The following is a 20,187-nucleotide window of genomic DNA, read 5'->3' as shown; positions in this document are numbered from 1 at the left end:
ACCGTCTCAAAAGAGCACCGTCCCGTGGTGTCTGGGCCGCTCGTCGCGGCTTTTGGTCCGGTATGTGTCGAGTCGCGCCGCCAGCTGCTCTCTGAGGTCACCGGCCGGTAGCAGTTCGTCGACCTGCATCGTGCTCGCCTGTTTCCGGATGTCGATGTACGCTTCGAACTGCTCTTTTGCGGACTCGACGAAGGCGGCCTTCGATTCTTCGTCCATCCCTTCGAGCTGTCCCCCGAACAGCGCGTGAACGGCTGCATCCGGACCCATGACCGATATTTCCGCCGACGGCAACGCGAGCGTCGCGTCCGGCCCGAACGACGGCCCCGCCATCGCGTAGATGCCGGCCCCGTATGCTTTCCGAGTGATGACACAGAACTTCGGTACCTGTGCGTTCGATGTCGCGTAGATGAACTTTCGGCCTTTCCGGAGGACGCCTTCACGCTCGACCTGTGAGCCGATCATGAATCCCGGCGTGTCACAGAGATAGACCAGCGGGATGTTGTATGCGTCGCAGGTCCAGACGAACCCCGCGCCCTTGTCGGCCGAGTCGGGGAAGATGGCACCGGAGACGTGGTCGGGCTGGTTGGCGACGATGCCGACCGGCTGGCCGTCAATGCGGGCGAAGCCGGTGACAAGCTCCGGTGCGAACGATGGCTTGAGCTCCAGAAACGACTCACGGTCGACGAGTCGCTCGATGACTGTGTGAACGTCGTAGGCGGCGTTCGGTTCTTCCGGAATAATCTGGTCGAGACCGTTCGGGTCCGCTGCCGGCGGGGCAGGGGCTGCTGTCGGTGGGTCCGCGGCGTAGCTCTGCGGAAGCAGCCCCAAAAGCTCCCGCACTCGCTCGGCGGCGGTCTCCTCGTCCGGCACGACGATGTCGGCGCTGCCGGAGTGTCGGGCGTGAACCTGCGGGCCGCCGAGCGACGACATATCCGTCTCCTCGCCGGTCATCGCCTCGACGATGCGTGGCGAGGCGATGGCCAGCCCAGAGATGTCCTCGACCATGACCAGCACGTCGCAGAAAACGGGCGTATAAGCCGACCCGGCGACGTTTGGCCCGTACAGGACACCAATCTGCGGTATCTCGCCGGACATCCGACACTGGTTGTAGAACATCTTCCCCCCGCGGTAGCGGTCCATGTGGGTGTCGCCGGGCTCGCGCTCCTCGGCGTTCAGGCGCGCGCCGGTCGAGTCGACGAGTCGGACCATCGGAATCCCCAGGTCCATCGCCCGCTCCTGTATCCGGATGACCTTTTCGACGCCCATCTGTCCGAGCGAGCCGGCCTTAACGGTGTAATCGTTGGCGGTGAACGCGACCTTCCGGCCGTCGATGGTTCCGATACCGGTCACAAGTCCGTCTGCGGGCAGTGTCTCATCGTCAGCAAAGCGCGCGAAGGTGCCGTCCTCGTAAACAATGTCATCGAAGACCAGTTCCAGTCGGTCACGAACAAAGGCCTTCCCAAGCGAGCGGATTTTCTCAAACCCCCGTTCCGGACCGCCTGAGAGGACCGCTTCGACATCGTCTCTAAGTCGCGCCTCACGGTCTGTGAGTACCGTTCCCGACTCGTCCCACTCCGTGCCCGCTTCGGCCAGCGTCTCGCCGCCGTCGACGAGTTCAACACTCGTTCCGAGATGCTCGGCGACGGCGGTCGCGATTGCCTGTGCTATCTCCCCGTCGGTCTCGTCGTCGATGTGTATCTCCATGGTTGTGGCTGGCAGAAACCGACAATTCGGTTTCCGTTTCCTGTAGCGAGGTATGACAACACTAGGCAAAAACGTTTGGCACAGGCGACCATGTGAGCCACGCCCCGCCCCGGCAGCGGCTGCCGCCGCCCCCCGCGTTTTGTCTCCCACCCTCCGATAACGGGGTGCATGACGCGCACACTATTTGTCGTAAGCGAGGACGGCTACTGGGCAGAGGAGTGTATCGAGCCGCTGACGACGCTCGAAGACGCTGGCGTCGAGACGACAGTTGCGACGCCGACGGGAGCCCCGCCGGTCGTCGATGAGGCGTCGCTGGACCCCGAGGAGATTGGGGCAGAAGCCGCCGAAGAGCTTCGCGCCATCGACGAGGACCATCCGAAGCTCAACGACCCGGTGCCGGTCGCCGGCGAGGACGCCGACGACTACGACGCCGTCGTCTTCCCGGGCGGCCACGGGACCTGCTGGGACATCAATCAGGATGCCGACGCCCGACGCCTGCTTGTCGACGCTGTCTCCGGTGACGACGGCACCGCACTCGTCGTCTGTCACGCCGTCGGGCTGTTGGCGTTTGCCCGCACCGACGACGGCAAGCCGCTCGTTGCTGGCCGGTCGGTGACCGGCTTCCCCAACGCGTGGGAGGCCGACCTCGTCGACGACCACGACCGGCTTCCGGACGGCCGAAAACTCCCGTACTGGGTCGAAGACGAGGTGAAGGCTGTCGGCGGCGAGTGGGACGCCGAACTCGATGCTGAAACGAGCGTCACCGTCGACGGCGACCTGATAACCGCCCGCGGCCCAGGGTCGTCGGCTGCCGCCGCTGAAACGCTCCTTTCGGCACTCGACGAGTAGCGACACAGGGGCCGTGCCTCGCCCGGCCGAACCGGGGGAAAACCCTAAGACCGTGTGTCAATTTACGTGAGGCATGGCCACCGGTGAATCCGACCTCCACGACCTGATACGGGAGTCCGTACGCGGCATCGCCTCCGAGTTCGACCGCGGCTACTGGAAGGAACACATCGACCAGAAAGAGTTCCCCGAAGAGTACTGGCAGGCGCTGGCCGACGACGGCTGGCTCGGCGTCACCATCCCCGAAGAGTATGGCGGCGAGGGGCTGGGAATGCTGGAGATGTGTATTATCATCGAGGAACTCTCCCGTTCAGGGGGACAAGGCGGCATCATCTTCGTTCTGACGCCGGTCTTCGGCGGCATCGGCATTCAGCGCCACGGCAACGAAGCACAGAAAGAAGAGTATCTGCCACAAATCGCCGACGGCGAGATGAAGTTCTGCATGGCGCTGACTGAGCCGACCGCCGGCTCGAACACCCTCAACATCCAGACGACCGCCGACCGCGACGGCGACGAGTTCGTCGTCAACGGGCAGAAGACGTTCATCAGCGGCGTCGAGAACGCTGATACGATGCTGCTTGTTACTCGGACCACAGAACGCGATGACGAAAACCCGACCCACGGCGTGACGCTGTTCCTCGTCGACGACCCGGCGGCACAGCCCGGCATCAACCTCGCCGAGGTCGACACTGCGGTTCCGTGGTTCGAGCGGCAGTACCAGGTCACCTTCGACGACCTCCGAGTGAGCGAAGACGACATCCTCGGCACCGAAGACGGCGGGCTCTACCTGCTGTGGGATACGCTCAACACCGAGCGGCTCGCCGGCGCGGCGAGTTCCCTCGGCGGCGGCCTCCGTGCTATCGATTTGGCCGTCGACTACGCCAGCGACCGGAGTGTCTTCGGCCAGCCCATCGGTGCCCACCAGAGCATCCAACATCCCATCGCCGAGTCCTACGCGAAGCTCATGTCAGCCCGTGAAATCATGTACAAAGGCGCACAGAAGTGGGACGAAAACGAGGACTGTGGTCTCGAAGCCAACGTCGCCAAATTGCTCACCTCACAGGCCGGCACCGAAGCGGCCGACCGGGCGATTCAGGCCCACGGCGGCAACGGCTTCACCGACGAGTACGAGGTCTACGACATCTGGCAGAACCTCCGGCTCACACAGACGGTGCCGGTGGCAAACGAACTCGTGTTGAACTACATCGCCGAACACGAACTCGACCTGCCCCGGAGCTACTGAGGCGGTTCGATACGGTCGGATACCGGCCGCCGTGAGCACGACGGTGGTATCAAAAACCCGGGCTGGTCTTCCGACTGGTGCGTATAGCAGCTTTCAGTACAGCGGTTTCGTTGCTCAGGCCAGCAGGGGACTAGGCATCCGCCAACTGGAGTTCCACGACAAACACGCTTCCTTCCGGGTCGTTGTCTTCGATGCGTACATCCCCGTCATAGTCGTCAACGAGCGTCGCCACGAGGTGGAGGCCGATGCCGGTCCCTTCGCTTTCGAGCCCTCGCTCGCCCTTACCGAATATCGACTGCTGTAGCTCCTCGCTGATACCGGGGCCGTTGTCGGCGACCCGGACCTCCAGTACCTCCTCCTGTTCGGTAGCAGAGACGGTGATTTCCGGCTCGCGCTTGTCGTTGTGCTGGACGGCGTTTTTCAGGAGGTTGCGGAACACGGCATCTATCATCTGTCCTGCAAGCACCTCGACGTCCGGAATCTCGCCTACAACCTCGACCGTTGCATTCGGGTCAGCGGCCCGGATTGTCTCTATTTCTTCGGTAATGATGTCTCGGATGGACACCGCCTGCCGGTCGACTTCCTGTCTGAGCATAATCTCAGCAACCTTGTCGGTAGTCTTTGTCAGTTCAATGGCATTGTCGGTGCTCTGCTGAATCGTCTCCAGATCTGCTCTGCCTGCTTGGTCGACGTGGTCTTCGAGCCGGTCCGCATAGGCCGAAATAATCTGCAGGTCGTTCCGGATATCGTGCCGGAGGACCTCGTTCAAGAACTCCAAATTGTCCCGCTGGGTTTCGATGAGTTCCTTTCGTCGAGCGAGTTCGGTCTGTGCCATCGTGTGATTAACCGACTGCTCGATGCGATTGAGCAGGAGGCTGAACTCTTCGCCTTCGATAATCATCTCCTTTGTGACGTAATCGGTCGCACCCAGTCGAATCGCCTCAATAGCGACCTCCTCGCCGCCTTGACCGGTTAGTATGATGAATGGAATCGCCCCGTATTCATCGCGAACCGTCTCTAAGAGCTCGATCCCGTCGACGGGGTCCATCCGGTAATCGCTCACAATACAGGCGATGTCGTTCCGCTCGATTTTCTCAAGAGCCGTCTCTCCATCGTAGCAGGAGATAGTTTCGAAGGAGGAGCCGTTTTCTATCTCACTAGCCATCATATCTGCAAAAAACTCGCTGTCGTCGACGACAAGGACTGACGGCGTACTGTCGGGGAGGTCCTTCCATGGTGGGTTCTCGGAGCCATCCGCGGCCATTACTGCCGCGTACGATTCAGGCATTTAAAATCGCGGGGGTTCTTTCACTCCTCGCTTGGATAATCGTTGATACCATTTACCGCGGCTACAGTGCCGTTCCGCGACGATACGCCGCATTCTACGGGCCTGTCCGACGCTGCCCCCGCGTCTCTGCGACACAACCGACATTCACAGCGCAGCCACGGAGCACCACCTTCATAGCGACTGATATCGGGCGTCGATGTCGACCACTGGTTCCGGGTAATCGACGCCGAGTTCGACCCCGTACTCTCGTTGTTCGGCCTCGGAGAGCTGCCACGGCTGGTGTGCTATCGTAGCCGGCAGCGCCGCAAGCTCCGGTAGCCATGTAGTAATGTACTCGGCGTCGCTGTCGTATCGCTCGGCCTGCGACCGCACATCGAAGTACCGGTCCCGTGAATCGTTGCCGACACCGGCCTGATACGCCCAGTTCCCCCAGTTCGATGCCACGTCGTAATCAATCAGCCGGGCCTCGAAGTAGGCCGCCCCCCACCGCCAGTCGATACCGAGGACACCGGCCAGAAACGAGGCGACGTTCTGTCGCCCTCGGTTCGACATGTAGCCGGTCCGGTTCAGCTCGCGCATATTCGCATCAACGAACGGGACGCCGGTCTCGCCGTCGGCCCAGCGTTCGAACAGCGCCCGGTCGCGGTCCCAGTCGATGTTTCGTTCCCGGATACCGCCCGGTTTGAAGAACGTCGCGCCGTATTTTTCGAACTGAAACTGGAAGAAGTCCCGCCATGCGAGTTCAAAGACCAGCCAGTAGGTGTCTTCGTTGGCGACGCGTTCGTCCTCGTACCGCTCGACTTCCCGGTGGAGCCAACGCGGAGAGAGACAGCCGGCCGCGAGCCACGGCGAGAACTTCGAAGAGTAGTCCGCACCCAAAAGCCCGTTCCGGGTGGTTTTGTACTCCCGGAGATGGTCGCCTTCCCAGATGTACGACTCCACGCGGCGCTTCCCAGCGCTTTCGCCGCCTTCGAATTCGAGGACTGCTCGGTCGTCGGTCGGCGGCTCGGAAACGCCGAGCGATTCAACTGTCGGTACCGGTCCCGGGGTGAGCCCATCGGGTGTCGGCACCGTCTCCGGAGCCGAACGCGGGTCCCGTACCGTCGCCGCCGCTTCGGTCTCCTTCCGCCATGGCGTGAACGTGTCGTCGATGTCCGTTGGCGGTGTCGGCAGGTCGTCCGGGTGATACAGCGTATGCGTCCAGCGCTGCCGAAGCGCAATACCGGCATCGTCGAGCGCCGATGCCACGTCGGCCGCCCGCCTTCGTTCTTCGGTCGCGGGCTTGGTCTGTGCATAGACCGCGTCCGCTCCGGCCCGCTGTGCCAGTTCCGGCACGACTGTCGCCGGCCGACCGCTCCGCACCAGCAGGTCGCCGCCGCGGTCGCGCAGCGACGCCCGAAGGTCGGCAACGGCCTGTCGGCGGAACACCGCTCGGTGGCCCCCCGTCTTCGGGGGGCCGTACTCGCTTTCGGTGTATCGGTCCGGGTCGAAGGTGTACACCGGAATAACGGTCTCCGCTGCCGCAACCGCATCGGCAAGGGTCGGGTTGTCGGTCACGCGCAAGTCATCGCGGAACCACACGACGGCGGTATCCATACACCGAGTACGGCCGCGAGGGTCAAGAACCGCGGGATACCGGCGACCGAGCACTCGGCTTTTACCCGGTCGACCGTTGCCTACCACCGGACTGTCACGGTCCGGCTACGGGGGCCATCACACTCGACAAGGAGGACTGACTGCCACGTGCCGAGGTCGGGGCTGCCGTCTGCGACCGGCACCTGCTCGGACGGCCCGACGAGCAACGCCCGGAGGTGGCCGTCGGCGTTGCCGTCGAGCGCGTCGTGGTCCCAGCCCTCATCAGCGACATTTTCCCGTAAAAACGCCTCAACATCGCCCAGCAGCCGTGGTTCGGCCTCGTTGATTGCGACCGCCGCGGTCGTATGACGGGACGCCACTGTTGTGACCCCGTCGTGGTCGTCCGGCAGCGCCTCCGTGACACGGTCGGTGATATCGATACATTGTATCTCGCGGTCCGTCTCGACAGTAAACGACGGCATACCCCGGCTACGGCAACGCCGAAAAAGAATGTATGCGGTACGAATGGGTGTCGTGGGCAACCTTGTCATACGTAAGCCGTTTTTGTACCGATAGAAACTGTTTCAGGGGTTCCGCGTGCGGTCCCAGTATGCCCTCCGACGGCCGTGACTGTGCAAACGACGGCTCTCCAACAGAGAACTCCGGGGAGTCAGGACCGACGGCACCTGAAGACCGAATCGTTAGCCTCGATGTACTCCGCGGCGTGGCGATTCTCGGCATCCTCGTCATCAATATCTGGCTGTTCGGGCTGCCGATGGCAGCTGGGATGAACCCGACGCTGTATGGCGACTTCTCCGGGCTCAACTACCTTGCGTGGCTCGTCAGCCACGTGTTCTTCGAACAGAAGTTTGTCACGCTGTTTACGTTCCTGTTTGGGGCCGGTATCGTTCTGTTCGTAGAGTCAAAGGAAGCGGCTGGCAGGCCGGCCCGGCGGCTGTATTTCCGGCGGACGGGATGGCTTTTGGTCGCCGGACTCCTCCATGCGTATCTCCTCTGGCACGGCGACATTCTCGTCGCGTACGCGCTCTGTGGCATGCTCGTCGTTTTCGTCCGCAATTGGCGGCCACGCCGGCTGCTGTTGCTCGGCGTGGCGATGTTCGCGCTGCCGTCGCTGCTCTATCTCGTCGGCGGAGCCGGCTACATGGTCGCTGATGCGACTACACAGGACGAAATCAATGCAGCGGTGACAGCGGGCGTCGGCGGCGACGCGATTGCGGCAGAAATCGACGCCTACCGGGGAAGTTGGACTGAACAGATACAGCACCGTGCCCCGACAGTACTCATGCTCCAGACGTTCGGCTTCGCCGTCGAGACGTTCTGGATGCTCGGCGGGCTGATGAGTATCGGCATGGCGCTGTACAAGTACGGCATTATCTCGAACCGGCGAGCGTCGCGGTTCTACCGCCGGCTGCTCGTCGCTGGCGGCACAGCGGGACTGGCGCTTATTCTGACCGGGGTGTGGTATCGCGAAGCCGTCGGTTGGGAGACCGCGCCAGTCGTCTTACTGGCCCACCAGTTCAACTACTGGGGTGCGTTGCTGCTGTCGCTTTCGTATGTCGCGGCCGTGATGCTGTTTTGCCGAGCGGCCGCCGAAAGCCGTGCTGCCGGCGCGCTCGCGGCGGTCGGCCGGACGGCCTTCTCGAACTACATTCTGCAGACGGTGTTGGCGACGACGCTGTTCTACGGCCACGGCGTCGGGTGGTTCGGGACGTTGAGCCGCATCGAACTGCTCGGTGTCGTCGTCGCCATCTGGGCGATACAGGTGCCGCTGTCGGTCGCGTGGCTGCGTCGATACCGCTTCGGCCCCATCGAGTGGCTCTGGCGAACGCTCACGTATCGCCAGTGGCAGCCGCTGCGCGTCGGCGAAAAAGAGAAGTGACTGCTACAACCACTCGTCTGGCTTCGTGTCGTAGTCGACGTCCGTCGCCGTGATATCCTCGATTTCCTCGTCCGGGAGGTCCTCGATTTCGAAGTCCTCGCCGTCGAATCGGATGAGCTTGCCCTGCTCGGTCGGCTCCGGCTCCCGGTCCTGCCGACGGGCGACCTCGATGTCGTGGTCGCTGAGTTCCTTGACGATGGTCTTCAGCGCGACCGGCCGCCCCCACAGCTCGAAGACCCGTTCAAGTGTCTGTTTTGCCTGCTCGATGTCGAGCTGAACGCCGTTGTAGTGGTGGGCCAACAGTAGCTCATTGCGGTTTCTGAAATTGCCGTCGTGGACGGCAATCGTCGGCTTCCCGAAATTAGTAAACTGCAGCATCAGCTTCTTTTTTACATCTGCGGCGTCCGTCGAGGTCGCTCGAAAATCTTCCGTCGTGTGGGTGTACTCGTAGGTGAAGTAGTCGTTTGCCTCGACGAACTCGTCGGTGAGGAACGCATCGATAAACGTCACGTCGTTGTGGCTCTCCCGGACCTCGTGCATCCGGTCCCAGCCGGCCGTGCGGTCGACATCGTCGACCGCCTCCTCGATAGCGTCGTAGCGCTCGGTGTCGAAGAGGTATCTGGCGACCTGTTCGAGTTCCTGTTTGGTGACCGCTTTGAGAAACCCGCGGTGCTGGGGTTTGACCAGTGAGTAATGCCGCTCGGCCAGCCCCTCGTAGGTGAGCAGCTTCCACGGGTAGGACTCGACATCGATGTCGCCGTCCCGCGCCGCTGAGAGCGCTTCGGTGTCAACCCGCTCATCGTCGGGGTCGAGCGCGTCGAGATGGCTCACGGGGTCGGCGACTTCCGGTGCGGGCTCGAGTCGGTCACGAACCGCATCGAGGTCGACGGTGTCGTCGAAATTCCGCCACGTCACCCCGTCGACCCGGAGCAGCCGCTCGATGACCTCCCGGCGGTTCCGTCGGTTCTCGACGTACTGCCACAGCTCGAAGCCCAGCTTGTAGGGATTCAACCCCGGCGAGCCAAGCACCTGCGCCATGTGGTCGGCATACGAGATGAACTCGTCGGCGTCGGCGAAGCGCTCGTCGGCCATCATCAGCGATTCGTAGTAGGCCGCCCACCCCTCGTTCATCACCTTCGTCAGCTTCTGTGGGGCGAAGTAGTGGGCCTCCTTTCGAAGCAGCTCCAAGACCTCCTGCTGCCAGTCCTCGTAGCCGACCGCCTTGCCGCTTTCCTCATCGTAGGCCTTGCCGTGGGTCGCCAGGAAGCCAAGCACGTCACGCTCTGGCTCCGGGGGCACCGTCGCGCCGTCGCCGTCGCCGGCGACCGACTCGCGCCACTCCTCGTCGAAGACCTGGTCTCGAACCGCCTCGGAGACATCCAACGATTCGAGCGTCTCGGTGATATCTCCCGCCGGCGTCTCAGCCCCGTCCTCGGATTCAGCCGGCGCGAACGGCTGGTGCTGGTCGATGTTGTCCTCCAGACAGAGGATGTGGTCTATCCACGCCTCGATGTCCTCCCGGGAGATATCAGGGTCGGAAATGTACTCCTCGACCGTCTCGGCGTGTCGCTCCAGCATGGCGGCGGCGTCCGGCGACGTGTCGAACAGCCGGAACCACTCGTTGTTTTTGAAGAAGTCTGCGTGAGCCTCGACATGCGTGATGACCGCCTTCTGGTCGGCCATGTCGTTGGAGACCTGCAGGAAGGCGTTCGAGGGGTCGTCGTTGTTGACGATTTCGAAGGCCTTGCCGCCGAGGAACTGCCGCTGTTTTCGCTGTCGGTCGTAGCTCATCCCCCACCGCCAATGCGGATAGCGGCGCTGGAAGCCCCCGTAGGCGACCAACTCGTTCATCTCGTCGTAATCGATAATCCAGTAGTTTACATCGAAGGGGTCGAGCCCGAGCTTTCTGGCGAGCGCGTTCGCCTCGTGGGCCGGCTCTTCGAGCTGTCCGGCGACGCGCTGTTTGTGGAATCGGTCGTTTGTGGTCATTGTTCTGCGCTAAGGACGGTTTCGATGGCATCGAGGACATCGCCCGGCCCCTCGATGTAGGCGACCGCGACGTTGTCGTCCTCGAAGTGTGATTCAAGCTCCTGTGCGTGTGTCGCGTTGATGGCGTTGCCCGAGGGCTGTGTCTCGACGTAGGCGTGGAGGTTCGCTGGAATCGACTCCATCAGCGGGATGACGTTGTTCTCGGTGTCGTTCGAGGAGTTCTCTGAGTCCCCCGCGGCGAAGACGTATCGGTTCCACTCGCTCCATGGATACTCCGCCTCCAATATCTCGCTGGCGAGTTCGTACGCACTCGAAATTCGGGTGCCGCCGCCCGAGCGGATGCCGAAGAACTCCTCGCGGTCGACCTCCCAAGCATCGGCGTCGTGGGCGATGTAGACGAATTCGGCGTTGTCGTATTTCCCGGTCAGATACCAGTCAAGTGGGGTAAACGTCCGCTCGACGAGTTCGCGTTTCGACTCCCGCATCGACCCCGAGACGTCTCGAATGTTGACGACGACGACGTTCTTTTCGCGCTCTTCGATGATTTCCGGGTAGCGGTAGCGCTCGTCTTCCCGCCGGAATGGAACCTCATCGACCCCCTCACGGCGGATTCGGGTCGCTGTCGACTCGCGGTCGACATCGTCGGTCATCTCCTCGATGGAGTCCCATTTCGAGCGCTCGTCTGCGGGCATCGACGCGTATGCGTCGTCTATCCACGCTCTCGATACCGGGATGTTCTGGTCGCGTGCCCACTCGAAGACGGTTGCCGGTCCCCAGCCGTCGACTTTCAGCGCCGCTTTGAGGTACTCCTCGTCGAAGTCCATCGCCAGCTTCCGCTTGAGTCCCTGCTTGAACAGGCGCTCGAAGTCAAGCGTGCTTGCCGGCCCGGAGCGGGTGATGTCAGTGAAGTCGCCTTCTGTCTCTTCGATTACTTTCTTGCCCTTCGGGTCGAGGTCGAGGCCGAGTTCCTCGTCGAGTTCCGCGGCGAACTCCTCGGGGTCCATCTCGTAGTACTCGTGGTCTCCCCCTTCTTCACCGGGCTCGCCGTCTTCGCCGTCATCGTCGCCATCGCCGGGCTGTGGCTCCGGCTCCCCAACTGGGTCGCCGACATCCGGCGTCCCACCCTGCCCCTGTCCGACGCCTCCCATGTCGCGAGGGTCGTAAGCGAACTCCGGGAGGTCGACGATTTTGATGGGGACGTTCACCGAGTCGGGGCCGGACGCCCCGAGGTCGCCGTACTGGATGAACTCCGAGAGGTCCTGCCGGCGCTCCTCGCCGACCTCCCGGAACCGGTCGAGGTCGTCTCTACGTCCCATCTTCCTCTACCGTTGTGCTTCTGCACAGCGCTTCCGCCGTGCTCGCCGTCGGTTCACGCCCGGTACTGTCTGGATTGTTCAGTCCCATCGGTAGCTCACCTGTCCCATAACGTGTCTGCTCGTCAGTTCTGCGGCCGCCGGCGAGTAGCCGAACAGCTCCTGCATGTTCGTCAGCGCTCGCTCCTTGACGCGCTCTGTCTCGGTTCCCGACGGTGGATCGTCCCACTGTGCGGGGTCCAAGTCGCCGTAGGTCCGGCGGACATCGTCCCAGTCGTGGCGTCCAAGCACGGTCTCGATGACCGGAATGTCCCGCGGGTCGACATCCGAAACACGGAACTCCGCATCGCGGTTCCGCCACGCGTGACGGTTTAGTGCGGTGATTATCTTCTCTGCACGGAACGTCTCGACGGCTGCTTCCGGCTCGGTGCCGTCGTAATCGTCCTCGTCGAACCGGCCGAGATGTTCGGTCTCGAAGACCTTCATCTTCAGCGGGTCCGGCGGCACCGACTCGCCGCGGTCGTTCTCGATGGTCTCGTCTTCGACCCACGCGTAGACGTGTTCGATGTACTCTTCGACTGTCGATTCATCGACCTGCTTTTCGCGCATGATGGCGTCGATGACATCGGACTCCTGCCGGCCGAAGATGTGGTTTTTGACCGGTACGAGCCGGTTCTCGTACTCGGTTCGCTCGGCTGACGAAAAGACCGGCGCATCGTCAAGCCCCTCGGCCATCGTGTTGAGCACGTCCCGCGGCATGACGATGGTCTCGACGTCAAGGTCGGGGTGGTGGCGGTCCGGCGTCTCGTGGAGCAGGTCTGCGACGATGTCTCTGGTGTAGGTCACCGGAATCCCCGTCTTGCCTTCCGTGGCGTCACCGAAGTCGAACTCCTCCCGGTAGCGGCGTTCGTCGCCGTCCTGCAGGTAGCCCTTGTCGTAGACGAGCGCCTTGTCAACGAGGTCGATGCCGGGTGGCAACGACTCCGCGTCGAGACGGGACGCGACCGCGTACAGTGCCGCCGCCTCGACAGCGTGCGGCGCGAGTTCTCTGTCCTTGACGGTCCCTTCGGCGTCCCTAACCGAAAGCGTCACTGGCTCCCGAATCCGGCTTTCGAGTTCGTCGTAGCTTTCCGCCGTCCAGCGCTCGGTTTCGTTTGTCAGCTCTCGGCGGAGCAACTCGGCCTCAAGCGAGAGGTTCGTGAGGTACTGGAACTCGTGTTTGTCGAGCCGCCGCTTCAACGCCTTCAGCGGGTCGGTCCCCTCCATCTCGGCGTGCTTGTTCAGTTGCGCTTCGAGGTCGGGATTCGAGATGACGACCATCTGGGTGTCGATGTCCATCCCGACCGCTTTGTCGAGCTTCACCCGCCGTTCGTCGGGAACGTTGAGCAACTTCTGCAGGAGGTCGGCGTGCTGAGCGGCGTCTTCGACGATTGTCAGCAGGCCGTTGCCCTGCGAGAGCACGCCGTCGTAGCTGAACGCCTGCGGGTTCTTCCGGCCACGGGAGTCCAGCCGCTGGAGCATCCCGGCCATCCAGGAGCCGACGAGCCGCTCTTTCGGTGACCCGGCGTCCTCGCTGTGGAGGACACCGATACCCTGTCCGACATCGACGACGAAGTTCTTCACCCGGAGATGCTTCTCGTCAGTCACCGCCGAAAACAGGTCTTCGACCCCCTCCCGCCGGTAGCGCTCTTCGAGATGGTCGTAGGCCTCGCGGCTGAATGGGTCGAGTTCGGCGTCGAGCGCTATCGGAATGTGGTCCGTACGGCTGTCGTTGAGGTCGGCTATCAGCTGCTCTCGGACGCGCTCGGGGAACACCGAAAGGGGGTGTGCCTGTACGGGGGACGGATACCACTCGTCTTCGTCCGGGCTGCTGTCGTCGCCATAGGTGAGTCCCGGTGTGGCGTCGGTCGCCGAGACGTTCCACTCGACGGTGTAGCGCCGCCCGTTGTCCGTCTTTGAGAACTCCCGGAGGCCGTTGATGAGACACCGCTTGAGCTCTGATTTACCGGTGGCTGTCGGACCGTCGAGCCACAGTATCTTTTCCTCCTTGCCGCGGCGGGCGGCAATCGACCGCAGGTCGTCAACGAAGGCGTTCAGCACCGCTGTGTTTCCAAGGACGGCGTGTTCGCCGTCGTTGTACGGGTCGTCGAAAAAGCGGTATCGCTGCTTTTCTTCGCCCTCCTCGATTACCGTTCGGGTCCCGGCTGCCTCGATGGCCTTGAGCAGGTACTTCGAGGCGTGAGCTGCCGATGTCGGGTTTTCGAAGACCGTCTCGACGTACTCCGTCAAGCTCATCGGCGGCTCGTAGGTGTCCCGGAGGGCGTCGTCGGCGCGGCCGATGTAGTCGCCGTCTGTCATTCTTCCAGTTCGCTCTTTGCGACCTCCGCGCCGGCGAACTCAAGGACCTCTTTGGCTCCGTCGGTGCTGTAGCCCTGTTCTTCGAGCGCATCGACCCATGCGTTGCGCTCGTCGTCGTCGAGGTCGCCGCTGGACACCAGCGCCGAGAAGTTGATGTTGTGCTTTTTGTCCTCCCAGAGCTTTCGCTCCAGCGCGCGTCGTAGTCGGTCGTTGTCCTGTGGCTCGAATGGTTCTCCCTCACGGGCCCGACGGCTCACCCAGTTTGCGACCTCCTGTCGGAAGTCGTCCTTCCGGTCGCCGGGAACATCGAGCTTCTCTTCGACAGCCCGCAGGAACGCCTCGTCGGGGTCCTGTTCGCGGCCCGTGAGCTCGTCTTCGACGGTGTCGTCGTCGATGTAGGCCATGACGTGGTCCATGTATTTTTCGCCCTGCCGTTGGATTTCGTCGAGGTCGTAGGCCAGCGCGTGTCGAACGTCCTCGATGGCCCGCTCTTTGTACTCCTCGCGGACGAGCTCAAGGTACCGGTAGTAGTCCTCGAACTGTTCTTCGGGAATCGAGCCGTGGTTTTCGAGGTTCTCCTCGAGATGGTTGAACGCGGCGAGCGGCGACAGGAACGTTCGACCGCGGTGCATCGAGTCCATGATGGCCTCGGCGATTTCGTCACCGATGAAACGCGGCGAAACGCCGTCCATCCCTTCACCGATGTCGGCCGTTGTGTCGCCCTCCTCGCGGAGCTTTGTGACATCGATGTCTTCGCCCTCATCGATTTCGCCGTTGTAGGCCTTGGCCTTCTGGAGTATCGAGATGGTGCCGCCGTCCGGCTCCTCGATGCGGGTCAATACCCCGAACAGCCCGGCCATCTCAAGGGTGTGTGGTTCGACGTGCATCTCCGGCACGTCGGCGTTTTTGAGCATCTTCCGGTAGATACGGGCCTCGGCGTCGTACTGGAGGACGTACGGGAAGTCGATGCGCTTTGTCCGGTCGTTGAACGCCTCCATCTTCTCGTCGCCCTTTTTATCGCGGTATTCGGGCATGTTCGTCCGCCCGACGATGACTTGGTCGATGTCGATGCGGGGGTTGCTCTTCGGCTTGATGGTCTGTTCCTGCGTCGCATGCAGGAAGTCATAGAGGAACTCCCGCTGGAGCTTCAGGAGCTCCTCGCCGGAGAAGATTCCCCGATTGGCGTTGCAGAACGCCCCGGAGTAGTCGAAGGCGCGCGGGTCTGACTCGCCGTAGACGGCGATTTTCGAGTAGTTGACGTCGCCGGTCAGCTCCGTCTCGTCTTGGTTTTTCTTGTCTTTCGGCTCGAAGGTCTCGATTGCCTGTCGTTTGTTCTCGTCGGCAAGCAGTCGGACCACCTCGATGTGGTTTTCGAGCACCTGCTGGAGGTCATCGTCGTAATGTTCCAGCAGCGCGTCCATGTAGAACTCGCTGGCCGGGTCCAGTGCCTGCTCGTTGCGGATGGTGTAGGGGGCGTCAAGCGCTTCGTTGATGTCCTCAAGCACGCGCTCCCGCTGCTTCGGCGGAAGGAGCACGAGCGGGTCTTGGTTCATCGGCGACCGAACGACATCGTCCGACGGGTCCTGGTCGCCGAGGATATCGCAAAGTCCGGTCCATCGGAAGGTGTACATTCTGCCCTCGTCGCGGGCCGTGTAATCCTCGAAGTACTGTCGGACCTGCCGGTCGAAGTCGGATTTACCGGAGCCGACCGGCCCGAGCAGTAGCTTGATACGCTTTTCCGGTCCGAGACCGCGGGCCCCCGACTTGACCTTGTTGACGAACTCGTGGATGGACTCGTGGATGCCACGGCCGTAGAAGGTGTTTTCCCCCTCGTCCAGCGGGTCTTCGGCGGCGAGGGCGTACTCAACGACCCCGGCTTCCTCGTCGTACTCGGTGCCGTAGTAGTCGAACATGTCGGCCAACCGCTGATGGGAGCTGCGGGCCACTTTGGGGTCCTCGTAGAGGGTCTCAAGATACCACTCAAACGAGTGGACCCGACGGAGGTCGGACGGAATCGTGTCTCTGTACTCCTTGCTGAGTTCTTCGAGGGTTTCCATGTCGTTCATTTCTATCACGTGGACGACCGTCCCCGGCCAGCCCGGGGCGGCCATCACCGCTGTTTCGGCGGCTCCGCCGTCTCCACCGGCACTCGGCGGTGCGGACCCACCGATACTATATTAATAGATGGGGGCCACAGAAGCATAAGGCTTGTTCCCAGTTGTCATGCTGTGCCGCCGCCCTCCGTGAGAACCGACAACGCCATCACCCCCGATATATACCGGTCGCCAGTCGACGGCTGACGGTCGCTATTTATATCCGCGCGGATGAAACGTTCGGCCGTGTCCGACGACAGCACGCCCGACCCCTCGACGCTCGGCGACGGCTGGGACATCTGGAGCGCCGACAGCGACCGGACGGTACTGGCCTACCGCCCCGACGTATTCGACGGCGACGAGTTCCCGCCGCCCTGTCTTCCGACGGTGTATATCACGCGTGGACGACCCAACAGACGGCCCGAGGGAAACCGGAATCTACCCCCCGATGCTCCGTGGATGGTGACGTTGTACCTCGAACCAGAGGTAAATCGCGATGCTGAGGCCTACGACACCGCGGCCGAAGCTGCAGCGGCCGCCGCACGGCTTACTCGCCGGTTCGCCGATGGCGATGTCGACTACCGCGGCCTCTATCAGATTCCTCGGGAATCGTATTTCGAGCGCCTCGACGAACTGACCGGCGGCCCGACAGCGGAATAACGCTCTCCAACTGTAGACTTTCTTTTATTTTGGTTGTTTTGTAGCAACATCTATACTACAGACGTAGCTACGCTACGATAGCATTCAGGACGACTGGATTCGACCGCCTTGATTGTTTAACATCCTTTAATTTATATAAAATTCAGAAATAATAGCTATAGAACAATATTTGAGAAGAGATTGTTTAGCAGCTACTTCTTCCGCCGCTGTCTGCTGTCCCGCGTCTGCCAGAAGTACCAGTTCAAAATACGTCTCGAACAGTTGCCAATTAGCGCTCAGATATGCAACTGCGACCCGACTAGACCGGCTCGAAAACGACGATACGCTCGTCGGTCGTCTCCGAATGACCGACGCCCGCAGTGACGGTATCGCCGATGGCGACAGCTTCGTACTCAACGCCCTGCAGAACGCCAGTTACTCGAACCGGTCCGAAGTCCACGACAGCGGTACAGTACGGCGCGTCATCGGCGAAGTCGGGGGCCGGAACGTGGACCTGTGTTAGCGCGACAATTTCTCCCTCCTCTGGCAGCGCTGCCGGTGAGAGGTCGGTCGACCCGGACTCCGGACAGACCCGTCGTGGCGGCAGCCAACCGTGGCCCTCGGGCGACTCAAGGTACCTTTCGTCGCCCGCCGCAAGCGCATCGAGGAACTCGTCGTAGTTCATTCTGCCACCTCCAGGACGTGAACCGTGACACTCGCGACGGTGCCGCCAGCGTTGTGCGCGAGTCCAACGCTCGCGTCGTCCGGGGCACGCGGATGCGTGCCGTCGAGCTGTCGCGTCAGCTCAACTATCTGTGCCGCGCCGGTCGCACCGACCGGGTGGCCCTTCGCCTTCAGCCCACCGGAGAGGTTCACCGGCAACTCGCCGTCCCGTGTTGTCTCGCCGCGGCGGGCCGCGCCGATGGCTTCGCCGGTCTCGTAGACGCCGAGCCCTTCGAGCGCCAACACCTCGGCGATGGTGAAACAGTCGTGGACCTCGATGCAATCGAGGTCGTTGGGGCCAATCCCGGCCTCTTGATATGCTGCCTCGGCCGCAACTTCCGTTGCCGGCGTTTCGGTCAGCGACTCCCGGTCATGAAGAGCGAGGTGGTCGCTCGCCTGACTGCTTGCGGTGATAGCGACTGGCGCGCTGAGGTCGTTTTCCTCCGCGTAATCGTCTGAAACCAGCACCACGGCCGACGCGCCGTCCGAAATGGGACAGGCATCGTAGAGGCCGAGCGGCGAGGCCACCTGTGGCGCATCGAGAGCGTCCGCAACCGTTATCTCCTGCTGGAGGTGTGCGTGGTCGTTGACGAGAGCGTTGTCGTGGTTCTTGACGGCGATGTGGGCCAAATCCTCCGGACCGCCGCCGTGCTGGTGGAAGTACGCTGAGGCCATCAGCGCGTACGCGCCGGGGAACGTAACGCCTGCCCGGACCTCGTGGAGGTCGTCGGCAGCCGTTGCGAGCCCCTCGGTCGCACCCTCCGTTCCCATGTTGGACATCCGCTCTGCGCCGCCGACGACGACCACGTCTGCACCGGCGTGAATCGCCTGTACACCTTCACGAACAGCGGCCCCCGAAGAGGCACAGGCGCTTTCGACGCGGGTCGACGGGCAATCCAGCCCGGCGGCCTCCGCGACGAGCGGTCCCTGATGGCCCTGTCGCTCGGCGAGTTCGCCGATGAAATTCCCGTAGTAGAGCGCTTCAACGTCTTCGGCCGGGACGCTGGCGTCGTCCAGCGCCGCGAGTCCAGCCTCCGCGAACAGGTCGCGTGTGGTTCGGTCGTGTTCACCGAAATCAGTGATTCCGGTTCCGGCTACCCGTATCTCAGCCATAACTGAACGTCTACTGGGGACGCATAACGACCTTTCGGTGTTGCGTGCAATCGACTCACGACCGGAGCCGACCCGGCCTCAATGGCTGCGGCCTCGTTCGACCTTCGTATGTGAGCCTGTGGTTTTACCTCCCCCGCGCGCGAGCCATTAGATATGTACCGCGTACTGATGCCGGTCGATACGGACGAAGAGCGCTCGTTGAAGCAAGCGGAGTACGTCTCTTCGCTGCCGGGAAGCGACACCGATGTCGAGGCTATCATCCTGTTCATTTTTCAGGACGACGATGAAGAACTCCCGGAGGGATTCGGCTCGTTCAAATCTGCCACTCGTGTCGGCTCCGTCCGGCGCGTCTCGGAGCATTTCGACGAACACGACGTAGCGTACACCGTGCTCGACGATGCCGGCGAGACGGCCGACCGGATAATCGAAGAAGCAAACGAACACGACGTCGACAGCATCGTCCTCGGCGGGCGCAAGCAGTCGCCAGTCGGCAAGGCGCTTTTCGGCAGTGTCACCCAGTCTGTCATCCTCGACTCGGACCGTCCGGTCGTCGTCACCGGCGCGGACAAGTAGCTGAACTGCCCGCGTCCATAGTTTTATTCTCCGTTCCGGCGAACAACTGCTATGGAATGGGAAACCGTTTCTCTGGAGTGGAACGACAGCATCGCGACCGTCACCGTCGACCGCCCGGAGGCGCTCAACGCGCTCAATGTTGAAACGTTGGAAGCACTCGCAGAGGCAATAGCTGCAGCGGAGGCCGGCGACGCACGCGTGTTAGTGCTTGCAGGTGCTGGCGACGATGCCTTCATCGCCGGCGCGGACATCAAATACATGAAGGACCTCTCGACGCCGGAGGCACAGGCGTGGGGTGAACTCGGCCACGACGTGGCCGACGCACTCGAACAGTTCCCCGGCGCGACTGTCGCCGCTGTCGACGGCTACGCGTTCGGCGGCGGCTGCGAGATGGCGATGGCCTGTGACTTCCGCATCGCCAGCGAGTCGGCGCTCATCGGTAACACCGAAATCGACCTCGGTATCATTCCGGGCTGGGGTGGCACACAACGGCTCCCCCGGCTCGTCGGCGAAGAGACCGCAAAGCGGATGATATTCCTCGGTGAGCGGCTCGACGCGGAGACGGCCGCCGCGGAGGGACTCTTCGGCGAGGTCGTTTCTGACGATGAGGTCGACAACCGCATCGAGGAGTTCGCCGCGGAGTTGGCCTCCAAACCCGCCGTTGCGCTCAAAGCGGCAAAGCAGGCCATCGAACAGCGCCACGGTACCGGCGGCCTCGACTACGAGAAGCGAGCCTTCGCTGGGCTGTTCGGCACCCACGACCAGCGAGAAGGCATGAAAGCGTTTGTCGAGGACCGCACGCCGGAGTTCGAGTAACAAAAAACGACGCG

Annotated in this window: 16 protein-coding genes; 6 read left to right on the top strand and 10 right to left on the bottom strand. The window is 62.4% G+C overall.

Translation table 11 applies throughout. From position 1 onward, the window contains the following. Positions 1-6: 6 nt before the first annotated feature. Positions 7-1,704, bottom strand: a complete 1,698-nt coding sequence (locus NP_RS08565; protein WP_011323443.1) for an acyl-CoA carboxylase subunit beta — start codon at positions 1,702-1,704, stop codon at positions 7-9. Between the two features lie 168 nt (positions 1,705-1,872). Here NP_RS08565 and NP_RS08560 point away from each other — a divergent pair, with 168 nt between their 5' ends. Then, positions 1,873-2,553 carry a type 1 glutamine amidotransferase domain-containing protein gene (locus tag NP_RS08560; protein WP_011323442.1) on the top strand — a complete coding sequence of 227 codons (681 nt, stop codon included), beginning with the start codon at positions 1,873-1,875 and terminating at the stop codon, positions 2,551-2,553. A gap of 73 nt (positions 2,554-2,626) precedes the next feature. After that, positions 2,627-3,793: an acyl-CoA dehydrogenase family protein gene (locus NP_RS08555; protein WP_011323441.1), complete on the top strand. Its 1,167-nt coding sequence runs from the start codon at positions 2,627-2,629 to the stop codon at positions 3,791-3,793. Between the two features lie 130 nt (positions 3,794-3,923). Here NP_RS08555 and NP_RS14155 read toward each other — a convergent pair whose 3' ends face one another. The 3 genes from NP_RS14155 to NP_RS08540 all read right to left on the bottom strand — a co-directional run bounded on the left by NP_RS14155 (position 3,924) and on the right by NP_RS08540 (position 7,138). Continuing rightward, entirely contained in the window at positions 3,924-5,081 is a 1,158-nt protein-coding gene (locus NP_RS14155; RefSeq protein ID WP_011323440.1) for a hybrid sensor histidine kinase/response regulator, read from the bottom strand. 171 nt (positions 5,082-5,252) lie between these two features. Further along, complete coding sequence (locus tag NP_RS08545; protein WP_011323439.1) at positions 5,253-6,677, bottom strand: DASH family cryptochrome; 1,425 nt, start codon at positions 6,675-6,677, stop codon at positions 5,253-5,255. A gap of 80 nt (positions 6,678-6,757) precedes the next feature. Continuing rightward, positions 6,758-7,138 carry a secondary thiamine-phosphate synthase enzyme YjbQ gene (locus NP_RS08540; RefSeq protein ID WP_011323438.1) on the bottom strand — a complete coding sequence of 127 codons (381 nt, stop codon included), beginning with the start codon at positions 7,136-7,138 and terminating at the stop codon, positions 6,758-6,760. Positions 7,139-7,266: 128 nt separating this feature from the next. Here NP_RS08540 and NP_RS08535 point away from each other — a divergent pair, with 128 nt between their 5' ends. Beyond that, entirely contained in the window at positions 7,267-8,556 is a 1,290-nt protein-coding gene (locus NP_RS08535; protein ID WP_011323437.1) for a DUF418 domain-containing protein, read from the top strand. A gap of 3 nt (positions 8,557-8,559) precedes the next feature. Here NP_RS08535 and NP_RS08530 read toward each other — a convergent pair whose 3' ends face one another. From NP_RS08530 to NP_RS08515, 4 genes are all read right to left on the bottom strand, one after another. After that, entirely contained in the window at positions 8,560-10,545 is a 1,986-nt protein-coding gene (locus tag NP_RS08530; protein WP_011323436.1) for a SpoVR family protein, read from the bottom strand. Beyond that, on the bottom strand, positions 10,542-11,861 hold the full coding sequence (locus NP_RS08525; RefSeq protein WP_011323435.1) for a YeaH/YhbH family protein: 1,320 nt from the start codon (positions 11,859-11,861) through the stop codon (positions 10,542-10,544). The genes NP_RS08530 and NP_RS08525 overlap by 4 nt, the downstream gene beginning before the upstream one ends. 78 nt (positions 11,862-11,939) lie before the next feature. Then, on the bottom strand, positions 11,940-14,216 hold the full coding sequence (locus NP_RS08520) for a PrkA family serine protein kinase (RefSeq protein ID WP_011323434.1): 2,277 nt from the start codon (positions 14,214-14,216) through the stop codon (positions 11,940-11,942). Further along, complete coding sequence (locus tag NP_RS08515; RefSeq protein ID WP_049939845.1) at positions 14,213-16,282, bottom strand: PrkA family serine protein kinase; 2,070 nt, start codon at positions 16,280-16,282, stop codon at positions 14,213-14,215. Before NP_RS08515 ends, NP_RS08520 begins: the two co-directional genes overlap by 4 nt. Before the next feature lie 258 nt (positions 16,283-16,540). Between NP_RS08515 and NP_RS08510 the strand changes: the two genes are divergently transcribed. After that, positions 16,541-16,969: a DUF5820 family protein gene (locus tag NP_RS08510; RefSeq protein WP_011323432.1), complete on the top strand. Its 429-nt coding sequence runs from the start codon at positions 16,541-16,543 to the stop codon at positions 16,967-16,969. A gap of 298 nt (positions 16,970-17,267) precedes the next feature. Here the strand turns inward: NP_RS08510 and NP_RS08505 are convergent, their stop codons facing one another. Both NP_RS08505 and NP_RS08500 read right to left on the bottom strand, forming a co-directional pair. Beyond that, positions 17,268-17,633: a Zn-ribbon domain-containing OB-fold protein gene (locus NP_RS08505; protein WP_011323431.1), complete on the bottom strand. Its 366-nt coding sequence runs from the start codon at positions 17,631-17,633 to the stop codon at positions 17,268-17,270. Next, complete coding sequence (locus tag NP_RS08500) at positions 17,630-18,784, bottom strand: thiolase domain-containing protein (protein WP_011323430.1); 1,155 nt, start codon at positions 18,782-18,784, stop codon at positions 17,630-17,632. Before NP_RS08500 ends, NP_RS08505 begins: the two co-directional genes overlap by 4 nt. Before the next feature lie 153 nt (positions 18,785-18,937). Between NP_RS08500 and NP_RS08495 the strand changes: the two genes are divergently transcribed. Further along, positions 18,938-19,357 carry a universal stress protein gene (locus tag NP_RS08495; protein ID WP_011323429.1) on the top strand — a complete coding sequence of 140 codons (420 nt, stop codon included), beginning with the start codon at positions 18,938-18,940 and terminating at the stop codon, positions 19,355-19,357. Between the two features lie 51 nt (positions 19,358-19,408). Further along, entirely contained in the window at positions 19,409-20,173 is a 765-nt protein-coding gene (locus tag NP_RS08490; RefSeq protein WP_011323428.1) for an enoyl-CoA hydratase/isomerase family protein, read from the top strand. Positions 20,174-20,187: the final 14 nt, after the last annotated feature.

The organism is Natronomonas pharaonis DSM 2160 (assembly GCF_000026045.1).
In the GTDB taxonomy this organism is placed as follows: Archaea; Halobacteriota; Halobacteria; order Halobacteriales; family Haloarculaceae; genus Natronomonas; species Natronomonas pharaonis.
This window is presented reverse-complemented; position numbering and strand designations above follow the sequence as displayed.